Annotated in this window: 22 protein-coding genes, 3 tRNA genes and 1 pseudogene; 15 read left to right on the plus strand and 11 right to left on the minus strand. The window is 21.7% G+C overall.

Going from position 1 to position 23,802, the window contains the following annotated elements:
• Positions 1-325: 325 nt before the first annotated feature.
• From nusA to greA, 6 genes and pseudogenes are all read right to left on the minus strand, one after another.
• Positions 326-1,361: pseudogene (gene nusA / locus D9V65_RS01485) on the minus strand (transcription termination factor NusA); the annotation flags it as partial.
• Between the two features lie 448 nt (positions 1,362-1,809).
• A tRNA-Leu gene (locus D9V65_RS01490) sits at positions 1,810-1,896 on the minus strand.
• Between the two features lie 76 nt (positions 1,897-1,972).
• Positions 1,973-2,260 (minus strand): preprotein translocase subunit SecG, encoded by a 288-nt coding sequence (gene secG, locus D9V65_RS01495; RefSeq protein ID WP_158341841.1) that lies wholly within the window; start codon positions 2,258-2,260, stop codon positions 1,973-1,975.
• A gap of 988 nt (positions 2,261-3,248) precedes the next feature.
• The gene (gene ftsH, locus D9V65_RS01500) at positions 3,249-5,045 is read right to left on the minus strand and encodes an ATP-dependent zinc metalloprotease FtsH (protein WP_158341843.1); all 1,797 of its coding nucleotides are present in this window, start codon (positions 5,043-5,045) and stop codon (positions 3,249-3,251) included.
• A 59-nt stretch (positions 5,046-5,104) separates the two neighbouring features.
• Positions 5,105-5,740, minus strand: a complete 636-nt coding sequence (locus tag D9V65_RS01505; protein ID WP_261978533.1) for an RlmE family RNA methyltransferase — start codon at positions 5,738-5,740, stop codon at positions 5,105-5,107.
• A gap of 229 nt (positions 5,741-5,969) precedes the next feature.
• Positions 5,970-6,449, minus strand: a complete 480-nt coding sequence (gene greA / locus D9V65_RS01510; protein WP_158341847.1) for a transcription elongation factor GreA — start codon at positions 6,447-6,449, stop codon at positions 5,970-5,972.
• Between the two features lie 440 nt (positions 6,450-6,889).
• Between greA and D9V65_RS01515 the strand changes: the two genes are divergently transcribed.
• The 4 genes from D9V65_RS01515 (at position 6,890) to cgtA (ending at position 9,761) form a co-directional block, all read left to right on the plus strand.
• Positions 6,890-7,138, plus strand: a complete 249-nt coding sequence (locus D9V65_RS01515) for a BolA family protein (protein WP_158341849.1) — start codon at positions 6,890-6,892, stop codon at positions 7,136-7,138.
• Between the two features lie 917 nt (positions 7,139-8,055).
• The gene (gene rplU / locus D9V65_RS01520; protein WP_158341851.1) at positions 8,056-8,373 is read left to right on the plus strand and encodes a 50S ribosomal protein L21; all 318 of its coding nucleotides are present in this window, start codon (positions 8,056-8,058) and stop codon (positions 8,371-8,373) included.
• Between the two features lie 14 nt (positions 8,374-8,387).
• Complete coding sequence (gene rpmA, locus D9V65_RS01525; RefSeq protein WP_158341853.1) at positions 8,388-8,651, plus strand: 50S ribosomal protein L27; 264 nt, start codon at positions 8,388-8,390, stop codon at positions 8,649-8,651.
• A 102-nt stretch (positions 8,652-8,753) separates the two neighbouring features.
• Positions 8,754-9,761 (plus strand): Obg family GTPase CgtA, encoded by a 1,008-nt coding sequence (gene cgtA / locus D9V65_RS01530; RefSeq protein WP_158341855.1) that lies wholly within the window; start codon positions 8,754-8,756, stop codon positions 9,759-9,761.
• A gap of 198 nt (positions 9,762-9,959) precedes the next feature.
• On the opposite strand, the gene rpsI is transcribed toward cgtA, so the two are convergent.
• Both rpsI and rplM read right to left on the minus strand, forming a co-directional pair.
• Complete coding sequence (rpsI, locus tag D9V65_RS01535; RefSeq protein WP_158341857.1) at positions 9,960-10,352, minus strand: 30S ribosomal protein S9; 393 nt, start codon at positions 10,350-10,352, stop codon at positions 9,960-9,962.
• A 13-nt stretch (positions 10,353-10,365) separates the two neighbouring features.
• A complete protein-coding gene (gene rplM / locus D9V65_RS01540) occupies positions 10,366-10,794 on the minus strand; it encodes a 50S ribosomal protein L13 (RefSeq protein WP_158341859.1) in 429 nt (142 codons plus the stop codon).
• A gap of 556 nt (positions 10,795-11,350) precedes the next feature.
• Between rplM and D9V65_RS01545 the strand changes: the two genes are divergently transcribed.
• The 6 genes from D9V65_RS01545 (at position 11,351) to rplS (ending at position 16,408) form a co-directional block, all read left to right on the plus strand.
• Positions 11,351-12,493, plus strand: coding sequence for a prephenate dehydratase domain-containing protein (locus D9V65_RS01545; protein WP_158341861.1), 1,143 nt, complete (start codon positions 11,351-11,353; stop codon positions 12,491-12,493).
• Between the two features lie 466 nt (positions 12,494-12,959).
• Positions 12,960-14,324: a signal recognition particle protein gene (locus D9V65_RS01550; RefSeq protein ID WP_158341863.1), complete on the plus strand. Its 1,365-nt coding sequence runs from the start codon at positions 12,960-12,962 to the stop codon at positions 14,322-14,324.
• Between the two features lie 92 nt (positions 14,325-14,416).
• Complete coding sequence (gene rpsP / locus D9V65_RS01555; protein ID WP_158341865.1) at positions 14,417-14,668, plus strand: 30S ribosomal protein S16; 252 nt, start codon at positions 14,417-14,419, stop codon at positions 14,666-14,668.
• A gap of 20 nt (positions 14,669-14,688) precedes the next feature.
• Entirely contained in the window at positions 14,689-15,228 is a 540-nt protein-coding gene (rimM, locus tag D9V65_RS01560) for a ribosome maturation factor RimM (protein ID WP_158341867.1), read from the plus strand.
• A 38-nt stretch (positions 15,229-15,266) separates the two neighbouring features.
• Positions 15,267-16,022, plus strand: a complete 756-nt coding sequence (gene trmD, locus D9V65_RS01565; protein WP_158341869.1) for a tRNA (guanosine(37)-N1)-methyltransferase TrmD — start codon at positions 15,267-15,269, stop codon at positions 16,020-16,022.
• Between the two features lie 35 nt (positions 16,023-16,057).
• The gene (rplS, locus tag D9V65_RS01570) at positions 16,058-16,408 is read left to right on the plus strand and encodes a 50S ribosomal protein L19 (protein WP_158341871.1); all 351 of its coding nucleotides are present in this window, start codon (positions 16,058-16,060) and stop codon (positions 16,406-16,408) included.
• Between the two features lie 150 nt (positions 16,409-16,558).
• Here rplS and tldD read toward each other — a convergent pair whose 3' ends face one another.
• Positions 16,559-18,004 (minus strand): metalloprotease TldD, encoded by a 1,446-nt coding sequence (gene tldD, locus D9V65_RS01575; protein ID WP_158341873.1) that lies wholly within the window; start codon positions 18,002-18,004, stop codon positions 16,559-16,561.
• A gap of 351 nt (positions 18,005-18,355) precedes the next feature.
• Between tldD and aroQ the strand changes: the two genes are divergently transcribed.
• Positions 18,356-18,802, plus strand: coding sequence for a type II 3-dehydroquinate dehydratase (aroQ, locus tag D9V65_RS01580; protein ID WP_410049983.1), 447 nt, complete (start codon positions 18,356-18,358; stop codon positions 18,800-18,802).
• A gap of 133 nt (positions 18,803-18,935) precedes the next feature.
• Here aroQ and D9V65_RS01585 read toward each other — a convergent pair whose 3' ends face one another.
• Positions 18,936-19,718: an RluA family pseudouridine synthase gene (locus D9V65_RS01585; RefSeq protein WP_158341877.1), complete on the minus strand. Its 783-nt coding sequence runs from the start codon at positions 19,716-19,718 to the stop codon at positions 18,936-18,938.
• Complete coding sequence (locus D9V65_RS01590) at positions 19,709-19,894, minus strand: hypothetical protein (protein ID WP_158341879.1); 186 nt, start codon at positions 19,892-19,894, stop codon at positions 19,709-19,711. The genes D9V65_RS01585 and D9V65_RS01590 overlap by 10 nt, the downstream gene beginning before the upstream one ends.
• Positions 19,895-20,242: 348 nt before the next feature.
• On the opposite strand from D9V65_RS01590, the gene alaS reads away from it, so the two are divergent.
• From alaS to D9V65_RS01610, 4 genes are all read left to right on the plus strand, one after another.
• Positions 20,243-22,894 carry an alanine--tRNA ligase gene (gene alaS, locus D9V65_RS01595; protein ID WP_158341881.1) on the plus strand — a complete coding sequence of 884 codons (2,652 nt, stop codon included), beginning with the start codon at positions 20,243-20,245 and terminating at the stop codon, positions 22,892-22,894.
• Between the two features lie 180 nt (positions 22,895-23,074).
• On the plus strand, positions 23,075-23,251 hold the full coding sequence (gene csrA, locus D9V65_RS01600; RefSeq protein ID WP_158341883.1) for a carbon storage regulator CsrA: 177 nt from the start codon (positions 23,075-23,077) through the stop codon (positions 23,249-23,251).
• A gap of 224 nt (positions 23,252-23,475) precedes the next feature.
• Positions 23,476-23,564 (plus strand) — tRNA-Ser (locus tag D9V65_RS01605).
• A gap of 4 nt (positions 23,565-23,568) precedes the next feature.
• Positions 23,569-23,642: transfer RNA gene (locus D9V65_RS01610), tRNA-Arg, on the plus strand.
• Positions 23,643-23,802 lie beyond the last annotated feature (160 nt).

A 23,802-nucleotide genomic window follows, 5' to 3' on the forward strand; every position in this document is an offset into this window, starting at 1 on the left:
AAATTTATTGTTTATATATTTTTAATATAAATTATTTATTTTCTAATTTAAAATTAGAATTTAATTTTATTAAAATTATTAAATCAATATTTATTTTTATTTTTTTTTCGCATTTTTGTTAAATATTTAATTGCATTTAACTGAATTTTTTTAGCAATATTTGATTCTATTCCTTTAATATTAGACCATTCATGTAATGATACATAAGCTAATTCTTCAATAGAAGAAAATCCATGTTGTATTAATAGTTCAGAAATATCCTTCTGCACATTTATTTTTTTTTTAAATAAATTAATTATGTTTTTCTTTTCTTCTATTTTTTTTATATTTAATTCATCTACTGTCATTATATTTAATTCCCAACCACTTAATTGAGAAGCTAATCGAACGTTTTGCCCATTTCTTCCTATAGCTTGAGCAAGATTTTCATTAATTACAGCTACGTCCATTATATTAGAGTTTTCATCTGCTACAATAGAAGACACTTCTGCTGGAGACATAGCGTTTATAACAAATTGAACTGGATCCTTGTCCCATAAAACAATATCTATTCTTTCACCACACAATTCTTCAGAAACAGCTTGTACTCTAGCTCCTCTCATACCAACACATGCACCAACTGGATCTATTCGTGTATCATGAGTTTTTACAGCAATTTTAGCTCTAGATCCAGGATCTCGAGTAGCTGCTTTTATTTCAATAATACCCTCTCCTATTTCTGGCACTTCTATTCGAAAAAGTTCAGTTAACATAGTAATTTGTGATCTACTTACAAATAATTGTGCTCCCTTTGATTCTAAATTTATATTATAAAGTATTCCTCTTATTCTATCACCAGGTCGAAAGTTTTCTCTAGGAAGCATTTCTTCTCGTACAATTAATGCTTCAGCACCGTTTCCTAAGTCTAAAGAAATACTTTCTCTATTTATTTTTTTTACAATTCCAGTAACAATATTACCTATTTTTTCTCTAAATCCTTCAACTATCATCATTCTTTCAGCTTCACGCACTTTTTGAACAATCACTTGTTTAGCTGTTTGAGTTGTTATCCTATCAAAAGTAACAGAAGAAATAATGTCTTCTACATAAGAACCTAACTGAAGAGTAGGATCATCTAATCTGGCAGCTTCTATTGTAATTTCTTTTGTTGGATAACAAACATGATTAACGATTAACCATCTTCTAAAAGTAAGAAAACTTCCATTTTTTCTATTTATACTCACTCGAACTTCTATCTCTTGTTCATATTTTTTCTTAGTAGCAGTAGCTAACGCTAGCTCTAGCGTTTCAAATATTATTTCACGAGGAAGTGATTTTTCATTAGAAACAGCTTCTACAACAGCTAATATTTCTTTGTTCATTTTAAATGATCTCAAATTAAATTATTTATTATTAAAGATAACTTCATATTTTTTAAAATATTTTAATTGTTCAAATTTTTAATGATTTACTATAATAAAATTAATTTTTAATTTTCATTAACAAAAAATTTTTAGACGTAATTATTTTATTAAATATAAAAAATGTAAAAAAAAAAGTTTTTAAAAAATTATTTATTACGAATAATAAGAAGTGTTTTTTAATACATAAAATTATGTATAAACTAAAATAATTTTTGTTAAAATAATAATATAATAATAAAAAACCCCGTTTTTCGGGGCTTTTTTATAAATTCTAGAATTGTTTTTTAATGCACTATATCAATAGTTGGTTTAAAAAACATTTTATTATTTTAGTTCACTAAAAACGAAAAAAATTTATACAAAATTATAGATTTAATCTTATCTGTAAGATAGAAAAAAAAAATTGTGCCGAGAACGGGAATTGAACCCGTACACCTATATTAAGGTACTACTCCCTCAAAGTAGCGTGTATACCAGATTTCACCACCTCGGCAATTTAATAAAATAAATAGTTTTTAGTTTTTAACTATATATATATTTATGTACAGATATGAAAATATATATACGTTTCATATATGAACAATATGATTTGTATCTTTATTAAGGTACATTATATTATTTTTATGTTTAATACTTAAATTAGATAACACTATATTTAATATAAAAAATATTATTGATAAGAAAACTGTAATTTTTACTATAAATTGATTTGTATTACAATTATTATTAAAAATATTAAATATAGAAGAAGAATTTAAATCATAAGATTTATCTATACTTGTTCCTTCTTGTAACATGATAAAAATAATTAAAAAAAATGATGTTAACATAAATAAAAAAAACATAAATTGATACATAAAATATCCTAGAAAATAGCGTATTTTATTTTTTACATCTTAAATTTTATTATACAATATAATTAATACTGTGAGTATATAAAATTAAATTATTGAGTATTTATCTAATAAATACAATTATTTAAAACAATATATTTTTTTTAAAAATAATTAAAAAGACAAACAAATATAAATATAAAATTTAAACAATAATGAATTTTTAAATTTAAAATTTAATAATGCTACATATTATTCAATATTTAAACAATAGTCTTTAATAGATTAAACGACTATTTTTATATAAATAGTTTGTAAAATTTTTTAAAAAATTATTATATATATAGTAAAGAACTGTTTGTATAGATAGCGATAATAGATAACGAATTAAACTTTAGTCGCATTTTAGTACTTATGTACTAAATAAATCAATATTATTTAGAATTAATAATACCACTGTAGTAAATTTATGTTTTTAAGAAATAAAACTTAATATCGAGTATAATTTAATAAAATTAAATAAATATTAAAAGAAATAAATATATTATATATTTTATAAAAATTTAATATTTTGTTTATTCTAGATTTTTTTTATAAAAATACTTATTTTTAGTAATTTAAATATATATTTATAGTATAATCTACAATTAATACTGTTTATTTTAATTCAACTTAATAATGTCATTATATAAATTCAGTTCTTATTAATATAGTTGTAATAAAAAATTAAAAATAAAAAAATAATTTTATTGGTATTAAAAATGAAAAGTTTATATATACAAAATATTTATTTTAATGAGTATAAATATATTTTTTGGTTATATAACTGTAAATAACGATTTAGACTACTAATATTTATATAGATAAAAAATCTTAAAAGATTTTTTATTCTATATATATATATTTTAGTTTACATTTTTTAAATATTAATTTTAATAATATATAATTTGTTATATACAATCAATAATTCATGGTATATACTGATTTTTAAAAAAAAAACAAATTCATTTATTTATATAGGTTTTCTTGACATTAGATTTTCAATTTGGTCGGAATTAATAGTTTCATATTTTATTAAAGCATCTTTCATAGCATGCAAGATATCTAAGTTTTCTTTTAAAATTTTTTTAGCTCTATAATAATTATTATCTATTAATAATTTTACTTCTTCATCAATTATCTTTGCTATTTCATTAGAAATTTGATTAGTTTTCATTGATCTTTTTTCTAAAAAACTATTGTTTTCTTCTTCAGAATATAAAATAGGACCTAATCTAGTTGAAAAACCCCATAAAGTAATCATATTTTTAGCTATATTTGTTGCCATTTTAATATCGTTATATGCTCCAGTAGACACTTGATTTTTTCCATAAATTATTTCTTCTGCTAATCTTCCTCCATATAGAGTTGAAATTTTACTTTCTAATTTTTCTTTATTAATACTAAATTCATCTTCTTCTGGTAAGAAAAAAGTAACACCTAAAGCTTTTCCTCTAGGAATAATAGTTACTTTATGTGCTGGATCGTGATTAGGAACAAGACGTCCAACGATTACATGACCTGATTCATGGTAAGCTGTACATTCTTTTTGTTTATCAGTCATAACTAAAGATCGTCGTTCTGCACCCAATACAATTTTATCTTTTGCTTTTTCTAATTCTAACATAGAAACTGTTTTTCGATTTTTTCTTGCTGCAAATAATGCTGATTCATTTATTAAATTAGCAAGATCTGCTCCTGAAAACCCAGGAGTTCCTCTAGCTATTATTTTAGGATCTACGTTTTTATCTAACGGGATATTTTTCATATGCACTTGTAAAATTTTAGTTCTTCCTTTAATATCCGGAAGATCTACTATTACTTGTCTATCAAATCTTCCTGGTCGTAAAAGAGCGGGATCTAAAATATCTGGACGATTAGTAGCAGCTACAATTATAATTCCAGAATTGTTATCAAATCCATCCATTTCTACTAACATTTGATTTAAAGTTTGTTCTCGTTCTTCATTTCCACTTCCAATATTAAAACCACGTTGACGTCCAACAGCGTCAATTTCATCTATAAAAATTATACACGGTGCTGATTTTCTAGACGTCTCAAACATATCTCTTACTCTAGATGCACCAATTCCAACAAACATTTCTACAAAATCTGAACCAGAAATTGAGAAAAATGGAACTTTTGCTTCTCCTGCAATAGCTTTAGCCAATAAAGTTTTTCCAGTTCCAGGAGGACCAATCATTAACACTCCTTTTGGAATTTTTCCTCCTAATTTTTTAAATTTTAATGGTTCTTTTAAATATTCCACTAATTCTGCTACTTCTTCTTTTGCTTCATCACAACCTTCAACATCTGAAAAAGTAGTTTTAATTTCATTTGAAGAAAGCTTTTTTGCTTTACTTCTTCCAAAAGACATAGGTCCTTTTCCACCACCAATTTGAATGTTGCGAATAAAAAAAAACCATGCTGCAATTAGTAATATCATGGGAAACCAAGAGATAAAAACAGACACAAGTATATTAGGTTTATCTATAATGTTTCCAAAAATTTTTACTTTTTTAATTACTAGATTTTTAATTAATTGTGGATCGTTCATAGGCATGAATGTACGGTAAGTAGTATTATTTTTTTTTATAACTAATATATCGTGTTCATTAATATGCGTTTCTCGAATTTGATTAAGATTAATATCTGATAAAAAAGTAGAGTAGTCTACATTAGGTATATCTTTTTCAATAAAATTAAAACTTTGAAATATAAACATTGATATTAATACAACAACTAGCCATAAGACTAAATTTTTAATCATGTCACTCAAAAGATAAATCTCCTTATAAATAACATAACGGTTTTTAAATAATATCTAGATTAAAATATTTTTTTTAGTCTAGACGCTAAAATATATATTTCGCGAGAAATAGAACGTGATGATTGTGGTTTATAAATTTTAACTAAAACAAAAATCTTGCGCATTTTATCTATGTATTGATTTAATTCTGTTCCCTGAAACGTTTTTACTAAAAAAAAACCATTTTTTTTTAAAACTTTTTTTGCAATAAGTAATGCAATGTTACATAAATTAATAGAACGAACATTATCAACAAGATGAATACCTGTTACATTTGGAGCCATATCTGACATAACTACATTAATAGAAATTGTTTTAAAAAAGTCTAATAATGAGTTTAGTAAACTACTATTGTTAACAATATCGCCTTGATTAAAAATAACATTTTTAATTGGTTTCATTGGTTTTATATCATAAGCATAGACAAGACCTTGATTACCTATTTTAGATGTTGCATATTGTGCCCAGCTTCCTGGAGCTGATCCTAAATCTATTACTTTATTTTTAAGTTTAAACAAACTTTCTTTTGTATCTATTTCTTTTAACTTAAACCATGCTCTAGAACGAATGTTTTTTTTGTAAGATTCTTTAACGTAATAATCATTAATATGATTTTTTATCCAAGAATTAGTTTTAAAAGAAAATTTTTTAATCAAAATTAGATTAAACCTCTTTTATTATAAAATATACATATTATTATTATAATTATTATGTAGTAATAGTACTACACAATAGTAATTTACGTAATATACTTATATATAATTTTTGTTTTAATATTTTAAATATGTTAAATTAATTTTTTATACATAACATTCATTATTAATCATAAATGTAATTTTTTATTATAATAAATATTATTTAAGATCGACTTTAGTTTAATTTTTTTTATATATGTTGAATTTTTAGTATTTTAAAACTTTTTTTTCCGTTTGGTGTCATAATATGAACGATTTGATGCAATTTTTTACTTATTAGTCCTCTTGCTAATGGAGAATTAATAGAAATTAAATTATACTTAATATTTGCTTCGTCATCTCCTACTATTTTATAGGTAATATTTTTATTGTTTTCAGTATTTAAAAGAGTTACTGTTACTCCAAAAATTACTTTTTTGTCATTATTTATTTTTGTTATATCAATAATTTGAGCATTAGCAAGCATTTTTTCAATATTTTGAATTCTTCCTTCACAAAATCCTTGTTCTTCTCTAGCTGAATGATATTCAGCGTTTTCTTTTAAATCACCATGTTTTCTAGCTTCTGAAATAGCAGATATTATTTTTGGACGTTGGACATATTTTAAATATTTTAATTCTTCTCGAAGTTTTTTTTCACCAGATACTGTCATAGGAATATAGTGTACCATAAGCATACCTTCTTTTTTATCTGTCAATTGTTAATTAATTAATTCGAATTGTTTTTTAAAAATCATTTTAATGATATTAATTTTTATAAAATTGTAGATTATTTAGTATAAATATACTATGTTTATTCTTATCTTGAAAAGAATAACTATTCATTTTTAATGAGATTTTTTTATCGAATAAAAAATTTTATTTAGTAAAAACAATGTTTTTAATTTATAATTAAGTTAAAAAATAATTAATATCAATTAAAAACAATAGATCAATTATTATTTTTTACATGAATATTAAGATATACTTAATATGTATTAAGCATTTATATAAAAATTTAAAAAATATTTTAAATGAAAGAATAATAAATTATCTATATTTAGATTAACGTTTAATCATTTTACTTTTTTATTAAAAAAAGTAATAAAATGTTATTATGTGAAATTTGACTATGAAATATAAGAAAATAGAAATTCTATTAAAAACAAATATATGTTTAGAACAAGTATTTGTTAGTGGTGAAAATAATCATATTAATGTAATAGTAATTGGTGATGTATTCATAGGAATGAATCAAGTTAATCGGCAAAAATTAGTATACGAACCATTAATGAAGTACTTTTCTGATGAAAAAATACATTCTATAAATATAGAAGCATATTCTTTAAAAGAATGGAAAAAAAATAAATTGTTAAAATAACAATAAATTACAACATTTTTTACATTTTTAATACATGTATATAATTTAATAAATGATTGTTGTATATTATTTATTGTATATAAATTTCAAAAAAATAAAAATATTTTTTATTTTTGATAAATAATGAATATGTTTATATATATTTTTTATATAGTGAAATATAAAAATATTTAACAAATTATGGTTATACCATTTATTTTTTTTATTAACAAATTATTCAAATATAAAAATTACTATTTTTTAATAATTAAAATGTAATTAATAGGATTTATTTTAAAAAATAAACAAATAAAAATTTTGTTAAATAAATAGTTTTAGACCAAAAATATAGTTTAAATAAACTATATCTTTTACTTAAAACATGAATTAAATAACAAAATTGCGTACAAATAAAATATTTTGTTGGTATAAATAATTTCTGTTTATTTTTATAAAAAATGTATTATAAAAAATATTTTTAATAAATTTTTGATAGTTATATATAAAAAAATTTTAATATTAATTAATAATAATAATCCTTTAAAAATTGAAAATACTTGTAAAGTTAATACATTTTTTAAATTTATAATTATTACTAATAAAAAATAGGTGTTTTTATATGAATACATTAAAAAAAAAACATTTTTTTATTTTTAAATATTTTGAAACTAAATTAATATTATTAATTTGTATGTATAACTATCAATATAAAATATACGAGTATTATTTTTAAATGAAGTGATCATTAGCAATGATTGACATATGCTGGTTTTTATATAAATAACAGGTTTTATATTTTATATCATGTTTTAAATAAAACACATTTAATTATATTTAAGTTTAAATTTTAAATATATTTAATAAAATTAAATTTCATGATTATATATTTAATATACATTAATTTATTTGATAATACATAAACAGAATGGAGAATTATAATGTATGCAATTATTTCAAATGGCGGTAAACAATATAAAGTATGTGTAGGAAAAATTGTTCTATTAGAAAAATTAAATGCTCAAATAGGAGAAAAAATAATATTTAAAAATGTTATCATGCATGTTGGAAAAAAAAATATTAATTTTGGAAATCCGTTTTTAAAAAATGTTTTTATTCATGGAAATATATTAGAACATGGTCGTTTAAAAAAAATACATATTATAAAGTTTAATAGAAGAAAGCATTATAAAAAACAACAAGGTCATAGACAGTGGTTTACAACTATAAAAATTAATAAAATAGAATATAAACATTAAGGAATAGTTTAATTATGGCACAGAAAAAAGCAGGTGGTTCTAGTAGAAACGGACGGGATTCAAAATCTAAAAGATTAGGAATTAAACGTTTTGGAGGAGAAACTGTTACATCTGGAAGTATTATTGTTCGTCAACGTGGAACAAAATTTCATCCTGGTAAAAATATAGGATGTGGAAAAGACCATACTTTATATGCTTTAGTTAACGGATTAGTAAAATTTAAAAAAAAAGGTATAAAAAATAGAAATTATGTTTATATTATAGAAAATAAAACGTAAACAAAACATATTTTTAGTATATTAAATATATAATATATATTTTCAATTTTTACAATGTATTTATTTTAGATTTAGTATACCTACAATTAGGACTTTTCTAAAATGAAATTTGTAGATAAAGTATTCATTAAAGTTATTGCTGGAAATGGAGGAAATGGATGTATTCATTTTAGACGGGAAAAATATACTCCTAAAGGAGGTCCAGATGGAGGGAATGGAGGAGATGGAGGAAATGTTTGGATTCAAGGTGATGAAAACATTAATACTTTAGTAGATTATAGATTTAAAAAAATATTTTTAGCAGGTAATGGTGAATCTGGAAAATCAAATAATTCATCTGGAAGAAAAGGAAAAGATATAACTATTTTCGTTCCATTAGGAACTAGAGTTATAGATTTTGATTCAAAAAATATATTGTTTGATGTGACTATCATGGGACAAAAATTATTATTAGCTAAAGGAGGATGGCATGGATTAGGAAATACTCGATTTAAATCTCCTACTAGAAGAGTTCCTTATAAAAGGACTTTAGGTTCTATAGGAGAAAACAAGGATTTAATTTTAGAATTATTATTAATAGCTAATGTAGGTACATTAGGTTTACCTAATGCAGGAAAATCAACGTTAGTAAATACTATAACAAAAGCTAAACCTAAAATTTCTTCTCATCCATTTACTACCATATATCCTACATTAGGAGTAATTAATAGAATAAAAGATAAAAAAATTATTATTGCCGATATACCTGGTTTAATTTCTGGTTCTTCTAACGGAGTTGGTTTAGGAATAAACTTTTTAAAACATTTGGAACGATGTACTCTTTTATTACATTTAATAGATATTAATCCATATGATAGTTCAAATGTTTGCAATAATATTCAAATAATTATAAACGAATTAAATAACTATAAGAAAAAAATTTTATTAAAAAAACATATTTGGACTGTTTTTACTAAGATTGATTTAGTAAGTCAAAAAAAATTAAATAAATTAGTAAAAACTATTTTGCAGTGCTTTCCTCAAATAAAAAATTATTATCTTATTTCATCAGCTAACTCTTTTGGATTAGAAAAATTATGTAATGACATATCTACTTTCTTTTACAAATAAAAATTTTTATTTATATTTCATAATAAAGGTACATATATACTTTTCTAGAGATAATAATAAGAAATATTAATTTTTATCATGTACATAGATATGTATTTTTGATAGTAAAGTTACTATAAGTAAAATAACCCGGATCGCTCATTTAATTAAACCGGGTTAAATATATGTAAAAAACATAATTAAATGACGATCTTTTATCTAACGTTTAGAAAATTGAGGGCGTCGTCTTGCTTTACGTAATCCTACTTTTTTTCTTTCTACTTCCCTAGAATCTCTAGTTACGAATCCTGATTTTCGAAGTGTAGGTCTAAAAAAATTATCATAATCTATTAAAGCTCTTGTTATTCCTTGTTTAATAGCTCCAGCTTGACTAGATATTCCACCTCCTTTCACTGTTATATATAGATCAAATTTCTCTTTCATATTAATGAGTTCTAAAGGTTGTAAAATTATCATTGAAGAAGTTTTTCTAGAAAAATACTTTTCTAAAGATTTCTTATTAACTATAATTTTTCCTGTTCCTTTTTTTAAAAAAACACGTGCAGAAGAACTTTTTCTTCTTCCAGTTCCATATTTATATGGCATTTTCATAGATATGTCCTAATTAAATTTTTAAATATTGTGGGTTTTGAGCAACATGTAAATGTTTATTTCCTATATATATTTTTAGCTTTTTTAACATAGATTTTCCTAATTGTCCTTTAGGCATCATTCCTTTAACAGCATTATGTAGTATTTTTTTTGCATCTTTTTTAATAAGTTCTTTAAATGTAATTTTTTTTATTCCACCTATATATCCAGTATGATGATAGTAAATTTTATTGTTATTTTTTTTTCCAGTTACTCTTATTTTTTCTGCATTTAAAATAATTAAATAATCTCCTGTGTCTATATTTGGAGTATATTGTTCTTTATGTTTTCCCCTTAGTAAGATAGAAATTTGTGTAGCTAATCTTCCTAAGATTTTATTATTTGCATCTATGTAATACCAAGATTGTAGAAAATTATTTGGTTTGGCAATAAATGTTTTCATGTAAGTTTAACCTAATACGATTTTAGTAAAAATTTAAAAATTTATTTAGTCAAACAAATTTTTTTATAAATATAAGGGTATTTTTATTATAAAATTTTCTTATATAGTTTTTTTTAAATATTTTGTATAAATCTAAATATCATTGATATTCAATCCTAACATATAAATTTATAATTTAAATTTAATAATTTTAAAAAATTAAATATAGTTTTATTTTATATTTGAGTTTTATTAATTTTAAAATTTAAAGTAAAGCACTTTAATATTTAAAGTTTAATTAAATTATTTTAAACATAGAAAATAAAATAATAATTTTGTTATTGATAATAAAATTGTAAAAATGCAAACTGTTTTTAGTTTTGGTTTTCTTGTATATTTATTATTGTATGAACAATTAAGATATAAATATTTTTTTAAATTTTAAAAATAATTAATTAAAATAATATATATACATAAATCTTTTTCTATATAAAATGTATATACACTTATTATAAGTATAAATTTTAAAAAAATAACTATAAATTAGTTTCAAAAAACGTTTGTATAGGAAAAAATTATGACTTTTTTAGATCCTTTATTAGAACTAAGAAAAAACATTAATAATATTGATAAAAAAATAATACTTTTACTGTCAAAAAGACAATTATTAACAAAAAAAATCATTAAAGTTAAAATAAATTATAAAAGAAAAATAAAAGATAAAGAAAGAGAAATAAAAATGTTAAAAACTTTAGTAAAAATAGGAAAAAAAAATAATCTTAATAAAAATTTTATAATATATTTATTTCAAGTTATTATTAAAGAATCAATTCGTGTTCAAAGATATTTATTCGATAAAAATTATTCAAATAAAGAAAGTATTTCAAAAAAAATTTCTTTTCTCGGTCCTAAAGGTTCTTATTCTTATATTGCTTCTTCTCTATTTTTTAAAGAAAAAATAAAAAATATTGAATATTTTCCATGTTCTTCTTTTGAAAAATTAGTTTTGAGTGTAGAAGACAATAAATCTGATTATTGTATTTTACCTATTAGAAACACTTGTTCCGGTCCTATTTTACAAAATTATAAATTACTCTTAACTACTAACTTGAATATTATAGGAGAAATAGAAATTCCTATTAACCACTGTCTATTAACAATTAAAAAGATGTTTATTCAAGACATAAATACTATTTATAGTCATGAAGAAGTTTTTAAACAATGCAGTGTATTTCTTTCTCAGTTTCCACAATGGAAAATTAAATTTGCAAATAGTACTTCTGAAGCAATGAAAATAGTTTCTATGAAAAATAATAAAAATTGTGCTGTTATAGGAAATGAAATTGGGGTTGATCTTTATAATTTATATAAACTAAAGAAAAATTTATCTAATAATATGTTAAATATGACCAGATTCTTTATTTTATCTAAAAAAAATATATTACCTATCAATAAAGAAAATTGCAAAACTACCATACTTTTTAGTATTAATGAAAAAAATAATATTGTTAATAACATTATTTCTTCACTAAAAAAAGTAAATATTTATATAAAAAAAATAAAATTGCTTAATCATTCATTAAACAATGTTAAATCAATATTTCATATGGATATTGCAAATAATTTTTCAAATGAAAAAAAATTAGCAGTTCTTTATAAACTTGTAAAAATAACTAAGTATTTAAAAATATTAGGATGTTATCCATATAAAATAATATAAAAATAGATAAATAATTTTATATATAAACATATATGTATATATATTTAAAAGTTTTAAATTTAGTAAGATACTAACATTAAATATATATTATAAAAGTAGTATGAATGTTATTAAAAATATTTAAGAAATTGACTTTTTTATAAATTTTTTATTTTATTTAAAGATAATAAAAAAAAATAAAATGTAAGATTGTTAACAATCGTTTTTTTACAAAATTTATAATTATTATTATCGAATTAATAATTAAATTAAATATTTAATTCAAAAAAATGTTAAATTGTATTTAAAAAATTCAATAATTATATATTAAATAACATTAACATTATTCAACTTATTATTACAATTAAAGTCAAAAAGTTTTTATTTTTTTTTATTTAATAATTGTTTATATTAGTAAATAACAAAATATAATTTTTATTTTTAATAAATTAAATAAATATTAATTTTATACGTACGAGAAAAAAATATGTTTTATAACCTAACTAAAAGAATTTCAAAATCTATATTTAATATATCAAATAAAGGTAAAATTACAGAATCTAATATACAAAGTACTCTACGTAATATTAGAACGGCTTTATTAGAAGCAGATGTAGCATTAAAAGTAGTTAAAAAATTTATTTTAGATGTAAAAAATGATTCTATTGGAAAAACATTTAATAATAGTTTTACTCCAGGTCAAGAATTTATTAAAATAGTTAAAAAACAGCTAATATATACTATGGGTTCAATTAAAAAAAATGACCATATTTTAAATATGTCTACAGAACCTCCAGCTGTTTTTTTATTAGTAGGTGCGCAAGGAATGGGTAAAACCACTACTGTTGGAAAATTAGCGTTATTTATAAAGAAAGAAAAGAAAAAAAAAGTATTAGTAGTATCAACTGATATTTATCGTCCAGCAGCTATTGAACAACTTGAAATGTTATCTAAACAAGCTTTAGTAGATTTTTTTCCTTGTCATAAAAAAACAGATAGTGTTTTAATTGCTAAAGAAGCATTAAAATATGCAAAAACTAATTTTTATGATGTTTTAATAATAGATACAGTAGGTATAATGTATTCAAATATACACATGATGAATTTAATTCAATCTATAAGTAATAAAGTTAATCCTATAGAAATTTTATTAGTAATAGATGCAATGGTAGGACAGGATGCAATTAATATGATTGAACATTTTAATACATATATACCTATATCTGGTATTATTTTAACAAAGATAGATGGTGACGCTCGTGGAGGTATAGCTTTATCTATAAAATATAGTACAGGAAAAATAATCAAACTTGTAGGAAATGGAGAAAAAATATATGATATTAAATATTTTGAACCTAAAAAAATTGCTGAAAGAATACTAGGAATGGAAAATGTTTTATCAGTAATACAGGAAATTGAAAATAAAATTGATCGTTCTAGTATAAAAAAAATAAAAAATACTTTTTATAACAAAACAGAATTTAATTTATATGATTTTTTAATTCAATTAAAACAAATGAACAAAATAGGAAGTATTGAAAATATATTAGAAAGATTGCCAAATAATAAAATAATTCCAAACGATGTTAAATCGCGCATAAATGATAAATTATTGAAAAAATTTATATCTATAATAAATTCTATGACAAAAAAAGAAAGAATGTTCCCGAATATTATTAAAGGATCTAGAAAAAGAAGAATTGCTTTAGGATCTGGATTTAAAGTACAAGATATAAATAGCATGCTAAAACAGTTTGAAAACATTAAGAGGTTAGTTAAATCAGTAAAAAAAAATGGGATATCTAATATGATCAAAAATATTAGCAATTTTTTTCCTAATAAATTATTTTAAATAAATATAAATGTATATTTACATTAATAAATAAAAAACAGTTTTATATAAATAAATAGTTATTTAATTGAATTTAAATAGAGGTTGATAATATGGTAGTAATTAGATTAGCTAGACATGGAAGAAAAAATTTTCCTTTTTATAAAATAGTAGTATCAGATAGTCGATTTTCAGTAAAAAAAAGATTTATTGAACGTATTGGATTTTTTAATCCTTTTTCATTAGTAAAAGAAAAAAAATTTAACATTAACATAGATCGTTTTCAATATTGGATAAATAAAGGTGCTAAACCATCAGATAGAACTAGAAACTTAATTTCGAAATTTAATTCAATAGATACATAACAGAAACAATTAATTAAATAATGATAATCGTTAAAAATAAATATTTTAAAACAAGCAACGAAACTATTATAGTTGGAAAAGTAGGAAAACCATATGGAATACTTGGTTGGATATATTTAATTTCTTTTACAGAAAAAAAAGAAAATATTTTTAGTTATTTTCCTTGGTTTATAAAGGGAAAAAAAATTATTAATGTGAAATGGAAAAAACATAAACAACGTTATATCTGTTCTGTTGATAAAATTAATGATAGAAATAGTATTTCTATATTTACTAATGAAAATATTGTTATAAATGAAAGTACATTACCTAATTTATCAAATAATGAACTATATTGGAAAGATGTAATTAATTGTCATGTTTTTTCAATACAAAATATATATATTGGAAAAGTTATTGATTTGATCGATAATACTTTTTATGATTTATTAGTTGTAAAAAATAAATATTTTAAAAAAAGTAAAGTAATAACTTTAATTCCTTTTATAGAAATAAAAATTATAAAAAAAATAGATTTAATAAATAAAAATATTATTGTAGACTATAATTTAAGTCTATAAAAAACTAATTATATTTAATAATAATAATTATAAATTATATGCAAATTAATATCATTAGTATTTTTCCAGAAATGTTTTCATCTATAAGTAAATATGGAATTTTAGGAAGAGCTATAAAAAAAAAATTTTTAAAAATAAATTATTTTAATCCTAGACATTTTTCTAAAAATAAAAGAAAAAGAGTTGATAGCAAACCGTATGGTGGTGGACCTGGAATGGTTATGATGTTTCAACCATTAAAATCCGCAATTAATGCTTCTAAAAAAAAATCTAATAATAAAACTAGAGTAATTTATTTAAGTCCTAAAGGTCCTGAATTAAACAAAAAAAAAGCTTTTAGTTTAATAAAACATTCATGCATAACACTAGTCTGCGGTAGATACCAAGGAATTGACGAAAGAATTTTAAAAACAGATATAGATGAAGAATTATCCATTGGAAACTATATCTTAAGTGGAGGAGAATTAGCTGCTATGGTTATAATAGACGTTATTTCTCGATTAATTCCAGGAGTTGTAGGAAATATTAATTCTATTAATTCTGATTCTTTTTCTAATATACTATTAGAACAACCTCAATATACAAAACCAAAAACTATTTTCAATATGTCTGTTCCTAAAATATTATTATCAGGACATCATAAGAATATAAAAGAATGGAAATTAGAAGCGTCTTTGAGAGAAACATTATTAAAAAAACCAGAATTATTATTAAAAAAAAATCTTTCAATTAAAGAACAAAATATTCTTTTATTATTAAAAAAAAAACTATATAAAAAACAGTTTTTAAAATAAATTACTGCAACTTATGTTTTTAAAGGTTACAAAATATGAGTAATATTATTAAAGAATTAGAAAAAAAGGAAATTAATAAAAAAATTATTCCTATGTTTAGACCAGGAGACACATTAGAAATCAATATATGGATTATAGAAGGTACAAAAAAAAGACTACAATCTTTTGAAGGAGTTGTTATTGCTAAAAAAAACCGTGGACTAAATTCTACTTGTACAATTAGAAAAATATCTAATGGAGAAGGAGTAGAACGTGTTTTTTTAGTACATTCTCCAAATATTCATAGTTTTATGATAAAAAGAAAAGGATTAGTAAGAAAAGCTAAATTATATTATTTAAGAAATAGAACAGGAAAATCTGCTCGTATAAAAGAACGTTTAAATTAAATAATATTTAAAATTTACATATATATTTACTATAATAGAATCATGCAGTTCTATTATTTGTTCTGCATGATTATTGTTTAATAATACGATTTACAAACATAGTAAATATATACGAACATAAAATATGTGTCTAATAAAAATTTTTATATTTTATTTTACGGTTCCCCCAACAGTTATTTGATCTATCTTTAAAGTAGGTTGTCCTACTCCAACAGGAAGACTCTGCCCTTCTTTCATGCAAGTCCCAATACCTTCATCCATGTTGAAATCATTTCCTATCATAGAAATGTTATTCATAACATCTATTCCTGATCCTATCAGCATAGCTTTTTTTACAGGATAACTAATTTTTCCTTTTTTAATAACATACGCTTCTGATGTAGAAAAAACAAAATTTCCAGATGTAATATCAACTTGTCCGTCTGAAAAGTTTACAGCATATAATCCATTATCTACACTTTCAATAATATTTTTTCTACTAGAAAAGCCAGATAGCATATAAGTATTAGTCATTCTAGGCATTGGTAAATTTTTATATGATTGGCGACGTCCATTTCCTGTCGATTTTGTATTCATTAATCTAGCGTTAAATTTATCATACATATAATTTATAAGTATACCTTCTTTTATTAAAATAGTTTTTTGACTTAAAACTCCTTCATCATCAATGTTTAAAGATCCTCTTTTATTTAAAAGAGTTCCGTCATCAATAATTGTACATAATTTAGATGTTACTTGTGATCCAATTTTATTACTAAAAATTGAAGTTTTTTTTCTATTAAAATCACTTTCTAATCCATGTCCAATAGCTTCATGCAATAAGATACCTGGCCAACCTGAACCTAGAACTACAGGAAAAGATCCAGAAGGTGTTTCTTTTGCAAAAAGATTTATTAATGCTATTCGAACAGCTTCTTTAGATAAATAATCAATATAATTTTCTCCAATTTTAGAGGATAAGAAAAATTGATATCCAGTTCTTCTTCCACCTCCACTACTTCCTGATTCTATTTTTCCATTATTTTCTACTAAAACAACAATAGATAAATGCACTAAAGGTCTTATATCAGTTGCTAAATTTCCATCTGTTGAAGCAATTAAAATTTCTTCATAGGTTGAAGATAAACATGCATTTACTTCTATAACTTTTGAATTATATCCACGAGCTGTAGAATTTACGCGAAGTAGAATATCCAATTTATCTTTTGTTGTTAAAGAATTTAAAGGGTTTATTGTACTGAAAATTTGTTTTTTTTTAACACTACAAAAAGGATGTAATACAGATTTTTTAAAATTTGTTGCTATTTTAGACGATAGTTTAGAACTTTGTAATAAAGATTTTAAACTAATAGAATTAGAGTAAGCAAATCCTGTAGATTCTCCAAAAATAGTTCTAACTCCTAATCCCTGATCTATATCGTTATATCCTTCTTTTACTATATTATTTTCTAAAATCCAAGATTCGTTAAAAATAGATTGAATATAAATATCAGCATAATCTATATTTTTCTTTAATAAATCAGATAATATATTAAATATATCTTCTTGAGTTATTTTATTTGAGATTAATAAATTGTTAATTACTGAACTGTGCATAATATTATTTCCACTTCTGTTAAAAATTTAATACATTGTTTATAAAAAAAAATAGTTTTTTTTTTAATATATTAAATAGATTAATATTTGTTCATAAAGTATTTAACTTCAATATTTTTAAAAAAATTTGTTATTAATAAATAATAGAGTCCTAATACTTTTTATATAAAATAATTTTAAATCAATAAAGTATATGAATTATTTTTAATAAAATAGTTATCAAATAAATCTACGTTTACTTTACAAGTTTTACAATGTATCATTAAGTTACAATAAATTTAAAATGGTTAAATTACATTTTATTGTATAGAACAATTTGTTAACTTTAAAAACGTATAAAGTATAATCATAATGAAAAAAATTAATGTTTTAATATTAAATGGACCAAATTTAAATCTGTTAGGAAAAAGAGAAACTAAAATCTATGGAAATAATACGTTATCTGATTTGTCAAAAAAATTATATGAAGAAGCTGAGTTATTAAATATAAGTTTAGATATATTTCAATCTAATGCAGAACATTGTTTAATTGAAAAAATTCATTTAGGTTTAAATAAAATTAATTTCATGATTTTTAATCCTGCTGCTTTTACTCATACTAGTATTGCTTTAAGAGATGCAATTTTATCTGTAAATATTCCATTCATTGAAGTTCATATTTCTAATATATATTCCCGTGAAAGTTTTAGATCTCATTCTTGGTTTTCTGATATATCATCTGGAATAATTTGTGGCTTTGGTTTTGATGGATATGTTTGGGCATTAAGAAGTATACCTAAAAAATTGCAAGTTAAATAACAATTAAAACAAATTTTATAAACACAATATGAAATGTGAAAAAATAAATAAATTAGTTTGTAACTAATACAATAGTAACGGATTTAAAAATATTATCGTTACTTTACCTTATTTAAGGTTAATGCGACTTTTACTATTTACAACTAAATTTTTTTTTTAAATAGTCGATAATTAATTGCATATCTTGAGGAATATTAGCGGTATATGACATAAATATGTTTGTTATAGGATGATAAAATTGAATTATTTTAGCATGCAACAGAGGTCTAGATGAATAATTACAAAAAATAGCAAAAATTTCTCTAGAAACTTTTTTACTTTTTTTTAAAAAATATATTTTATCTCCTAAAACAGGATGTTGTATGTGTAGCATATGAACTCGAATTTGATGAGTTCTTCCTGTTTCTAATTCTACTTTTAAATGAGAACAATTAAAAAACTGTTGAATAACAGTAAACCGTGTAGTGGCATCTTTTCCTTTTATATTAACCGACATTAATTTTCTTTGGATACTATGTCTTGAAATAGGTGCATTTATAATTCCTATTTTTGGTGGTTTTCCAAATACAATTGTTTCATAAATTCTAGTAATTTTTCTTAATTTTAACAAATTAACTAATTTATAGTATACAAGTATAGTTTTTGCAATTATTATCAATCCTGTTGTATCTTTATCTAATCGATGAACAATACCTACTCTTGGAACTTTTAATAAGTTACGATTTCTATATATCAAACCGTTAGCTAATGTTTTATTTGGATGTCCAGGACCAGGGTATACAACCATTCCTTTTGTTTTATTTATAATCAATAGGTATTCGTCTTCGTAAACAACTGATAAATTTAGATTTTCAGGTTCAATTATATCATTTTTAGTTAATTCAATAATGGTTGTAATTGTATCTTTTAAAAAAATTTTTTTTTAGGTTTAGTATTAATTAGACCATTAACACTAACTTTTTCGGTTAAAATGCATTTTTTAAAATATGAACGAGAATACTCCGGAAAATTCATTGATAAAACTTTATCTAGTCTTGCATGTTTGTTCGGTAAAGAAAAGACAGTAAATATTCGACGAATAGAATTTTTCATTATTTCCTTTAAATAAAATTTAATCTCTATTTTTATAGAATTTAAATTGTGATTATAATATGAATATATTATATTTAATTTTAATTATATAAAAATATTTAAATGAAAATTTTTTATACATATAAACCATTTTACATATATAAAAATTTGCACATTATTAAAATAAAAAAAAATATAGCATATATATACAGTTACAATTAAACTTTAATTTTATTTTTTTAATTAAAAATTATGTAATATTAAAATGTTGTAAAACATGATTTTTAATCAAAAAACTATACTTTAAAGTTTAACTAGATATTAAATAATACTTAATGTTAAATATGTAAAATTTGCAATAGGAGTTATATGAGTATAAGTTCTGATACTATACGTAACATGTTTTTAAATTTTTTTTTAAAAAAAAACCATCATATTTTTCCTGGAAGTCCATTAATTTCTAATAATGATTCTTCTTTACTATTTACTAATGCAGGTATGAATCAGTTTAAAGATATATTTTTAGGGAAAAAAAAATCTCAATATTCTAAAATTACTACTGTACAACAGTGTTTAAGAACTGGAGGTAAACATAACGATTTAAATAATGTTGGATTTAACTCTAGACACCATACATTTTTTGAAATGTTAGGAAACTTTAGTTTTAATGGATATTTTAAAGAAGAAGCAATTTCTTATGCCTGGGAACTGTTAACTAGTCCTAATTATTTTAATTTGCCTAAAGACAAACTTTGGATTACTACTTATGCTGGAGATCAACAAACTTATAATATTTGGAAAAAAAAAATTAATATTCCATCAAATAAATTAATACAAATAAGCGATAAAAAAAATAAAAAATATGAATCTGATAATTTTTGGCAAATGAGTTCTACAGGTCCTTGTGGTCCTTCAACTGAAATTTTCTTTGATAAAGGAAGTCATTTACAGGGTTTTCCTCCAGGAGGAGATTATAGCACAGGAGATAGATTTATTGAAATTTGGAACTTAGTTTTTATACAGTTTAATAGAATCAATAAAAATAATTTAATTCCTTTACCTAAAGTATTAATAGATACAGGGATGGGATTGGAAAGAATTGTTTCTGTTATTCAAAAAGTTGATTCAGCATATGAAACTGATTTATTTTTATTTTTAATAAGAAAAATTCTAGACATATCTAAAATAAATAGTTTTAACAATTCTTCTATAAGAATTATAGCTGATCATGTAAGATCTTCTGTATTTATTATTTCCAATGGAATTGTTCCGTCTAATGAAAGACAAGGTTATGTATTAAGACGAATTTTACGAAGAGCTATAAGACATGGGAATAAAATAGGAATAAAAGATTTGTTCTTTTATAAATTAGCCTCTTTTTTTATTGAAAAAACAAAAGAAAATAATGTTTTATTATCAGAAAAAAAAGATTTTATTATAAAAGTGATTAAAAAAGAAGAACAGCAATTTTCTTACGTTTTGGAAAAAGGATTATTATTATTAAAACAAAAATTTAATCGTATAAAAAATAATACTTTAGATGGAGAATCCTTATTCTCTATGTATGATACCTATGGTTTTCCAATTGATTTAGTTGAAGATATTTGTAAAGAAAACAATTTTAAAATTGATTTAATTAAATTCAATAATCTGATGGATCAACAAAAAAATAGAGCAAGAAAAAATAACAATTTTTTTCAATTAAATAATTTAAAATTACAATCAAAAATTTCATCTTTATTTCAAGGATATGTAAATACTAAAATTAAATCTGAAATAAAAGAGATTTTTGTAAATAAAAAATTAAAAAAAAAAATAACATTAGGAGAAAAAGGAATAATTATTTTAGATAAAACTACATTTTATCCTGAATCAGGAGGACAAATAGGAGATTCAGGAAAAATTTTTTTTAAAAAAAACATTTTCTTAGTAAAAGATACTAAAAAATATGGAAGAGCCATAGGACATATTGGAGAAGTTATTGAAGGATCATTTGCTGTAAATGATATGGTTAATGCAGAAGTAGATAAAAAAAAGAGGTATTCTATCCAATGTAATCATACTTCTACCCATTTATTACACGCATCGTTACGGTTGGTTATTGGGAAACATGTTGAACAAAAAGGTTCTTTAGTACAAGAAAAATATTTAAGATTTGATTTTGTCAATATTGAAATATTAGATTTAAAAAAAATTTCTATTTTGGAAAGATTAATAAATGAAAAAATTCGAGAAAATATTTGTATCAAAACTAAAATTGTAAAATTTACTAATATAAATAAAGATAATGTAATATTATTACCTAATTTAAAATATAAAACTAATGTTAGAGTATTATCCATAGGAAATTTTTCTAAAGAATTATGTGGTGGAACACATGTAAACTATACAGGAGAAATAGGTTTTTTTAAGATAACCAATGTATCAAATGTAGGTTCTGGAATATCTAGAATAGAAGCTGTTACTGGTAATCAAGCAATTTTAGATATACAAGCAAAAAATGATATTTTAAATCAAGTTGCAGGATTTTTAAAAACTAATATTCATAATATAGAAAAAAAAATCATTCAATTAATTAAAAATAATATTAAATTAGAAAAAATTCATGAAGAAAATATAAATAAAAAAATAAAAAAGATAAGTAAACAATTAATAAAAAATGCTTTTGTTATAAATAATAATAAAGTTATTGTAGAATGTATACATATCAGCGATCATAAAATGATAAAAAAAATAATATCTATGGTATATCAATTATTTAATAGAGGTATAATAGTTATTTTTTATAGTGTAGATAAAAAATTGTATTTTCATGCAAAAATAACAAAAAATGTTATTTGTATAGTTAGTGCAGTTGATATAATAAATAAAATAGCTATAGATATAAATGGAAAAGGAGGGGGGAAGAAAGAATCAGCATCAGGTTCTGGAAGTAATGTTAAAAGTTCTTCTATTTTTTTAAAAAAAATAAAAGACTATATTATTGCAAATATACATAAATTTTATTCTTTAAAAAAGTAATTACATTTAAAATAAATATCATGTTTAAGTTCTATTTGATATAATAAAAAAAATTTTAAATAATCTCAGATTTTTTACAATAAATTTGTATATAAAAATGTTTTGATTTATGTTAAAAATGAGTATTTTAAATTGGAAATGGCAGTATATTATAGTCTGAAACGTTTCAAGGAGTAGGGAATGTTAATTTTAACTCGACGAGTAGGTGAAACATTAATTATTGGTGATGAAATAACAGTGACTGTATTAGGTGTAAAAGGAAATCAGGTTCGAATTGGAGTAAATGCTCCCAAAAAAGTTTCTATACATAGAGAAGAGATATACGAACGTATTCAAGCTGAAAAAAAACAAGTTTAATATTTAATTAATATGAGAATATTATGTATTATTAACAGTAATACAAATACTTTTTCTAAATATTGAAAAAATAAAGTATGAATTTAATGTATTTATTAATAATTAATTAATATATATGTTGTTTACAAAACATATATAAAAATAGTTTTTATAAAAAATTATTGACTTATTGAACAAAAAAGTAATATATTAAGAATATTAATATTAAATAAGCATGAGATGTTGGTGAGATGGCCGAGAGGCTGAAGGCGTTCCCCTGCTAAGGGAATATATAGATAAATCTGTATCGAGGGTTCGAATCCCTCTCTCACCGAAAAGCATCCGTAGCTTAGATGGATAGAGCACTCGGCTACGAACCGAGAGGTCGGAGGTTCGAATCCTTCCGGATGTAATATATATATTAATTTATATAAAAATATAGCTTGTATTTTTTATATAACATTTTTTTATTTACATAAATATTATGTAGTTAACTATATTTAATACACTTATTTTTTATTTTTTAGTACAAATTTTATAAAATTACCCTATCTATAATATTAAACATTTTT

Source organism: Buchnera aphidicola (Anoecia oenotherae) (genome assembly GCF_005080765.1).
Classification (GTDB): Bacteria; Pseudomonadota; Gammaproteobacteria; order Enterobacterales; family Enterobacteriaceae; genus Buchnera_E; species Buchnera_E aphidicola_AB.

Bases quoted from the DNA above. Each gene is read 5' to 3' on its own strand.
- secG (WP_158341841.1), bottom strand. From the start codon at position 2,260: ATGTATCAATTTATGTTTTTTTTATTTATGTTAACATCATTTTTTTTA.
- ftsH (WP_158341843.1), bottom strand. From the start codon at position 5,045: ATGATTAAAAATTTAGTCTTATGGCTAGTTGTTGTATTAATATCAATG.
- greA (WP_158341847.1), bottom strand. From the start codon at position 6,449: ATGGTACACTATATTCCTATGACAGTATCTGGTGAAAAAAAACTTCGA.
- D9V65_RS01515 (WP_158341849.1), top strand. From the start codon at position 6,890: ATGAAATATAAGAAAATAGAAATTCTATTAAAAACAAATATATGTTTA.
- rplU (WP_158341851.1), top strand. From the start codon at position 8,056: ATGTATGCAATTATTTCAAATGGCGGTAAACAATATAAAGTATGTGTA.
- rpmA (WP_158341853.1), top strand. From the start codon at position 8,388: ATGGCACAGAAAAAAGCAGGTGGTTCTAGTAGAAACGGACGGGATTCA.
- cgtA (WP_158341855.1), top strand. From the start codon at position 8,754: ATGAAATTTGTAGATAAAGTATTCATTAAAGTTATTGCTGGAAATGGA.
- rpsI (WP_158341857.1), bottom strand. From the start codon at position 10,352: ATGAAAATGCCATATAAATATGGAACTGGAAGAAGAAAAAGTTCTTCT.
- rplM (WP_158341859.1), bottom strand. From the start codon at position 10,794: ATGAAAACATTTATTGCCAAACCAAATAATTTTCTACAATCTTGGTAT.
- D9V65_RS01545 (WP_158341861.1), top strand. From the start codon at position 11,351: ATGACTTTTTTAGATCCTTTATTAGAACTAAGAAAAAACATTAATAAT.
- D9V65_RS01550 (WP_158341863.1), top strand. From the start codon at position 12,960: ATGTTTTATAACCTAACTAAAAGAATTTCAAAATCTATATTTAATATA.
- rpsP (WP_158341865.1), top strand. From the start codon at position 14,417: ATGGTAGTAATTAGATTAGCTAGACATGGAAGAAAAAATTTTCCTTTT.
- rimM (WP_158341867.1), top strand. From the start codon at position 14,689: ATGATAATCGTTAAAAATAAATATTTTAAAACAAGCAACGAAACTATT.
- trmD (WP_158341869.1), top strand. From the start codon at position 15,267: ATGCAAATTAATATCATTAGTATTTTTCCAGAAATGTTTTCATCTATA.
- rplS (WP_158341871.1), top strand. From the start codon at position 16,058: ATGAGTAATATTATTAAAGAATTAGAAAAAAAGGAAATTAATAAAAAA.
- tldD (WP_158341873.1), bottom strand. From the start codon at position 18,004: ATGCACAGTTCAGTAATTAACAATTTATTAATCTCAAATAAAATAACT.
- aroQ (WP_410049983.1), top strand. From the start codon at position 18,356: ATGAAAAAAATTAATGTTTTAATATTAAATGGACCAAATTTAAATCTG.
- D9V65_RS01590 (WP_158341879.1), bottom strand. From the start codon at position 19,894: ATGAAAAATTCTATTCGTCGAATATTTACTGTCTTTTCTTTACCGAAC.
- alaS (WP_158341881.1), top strand. From the start codon at position 20,243: ATGAGTATAAGTTCTGATACTATACGTAACATGTTTTTAAATTTTTTT.
- csrA (WP_158341883.1), top strand. From the start codon at position 23,075: ATGTTAATTTTAACTCGACGAGTAGGTGAAACATTAATTATTGGTGAT.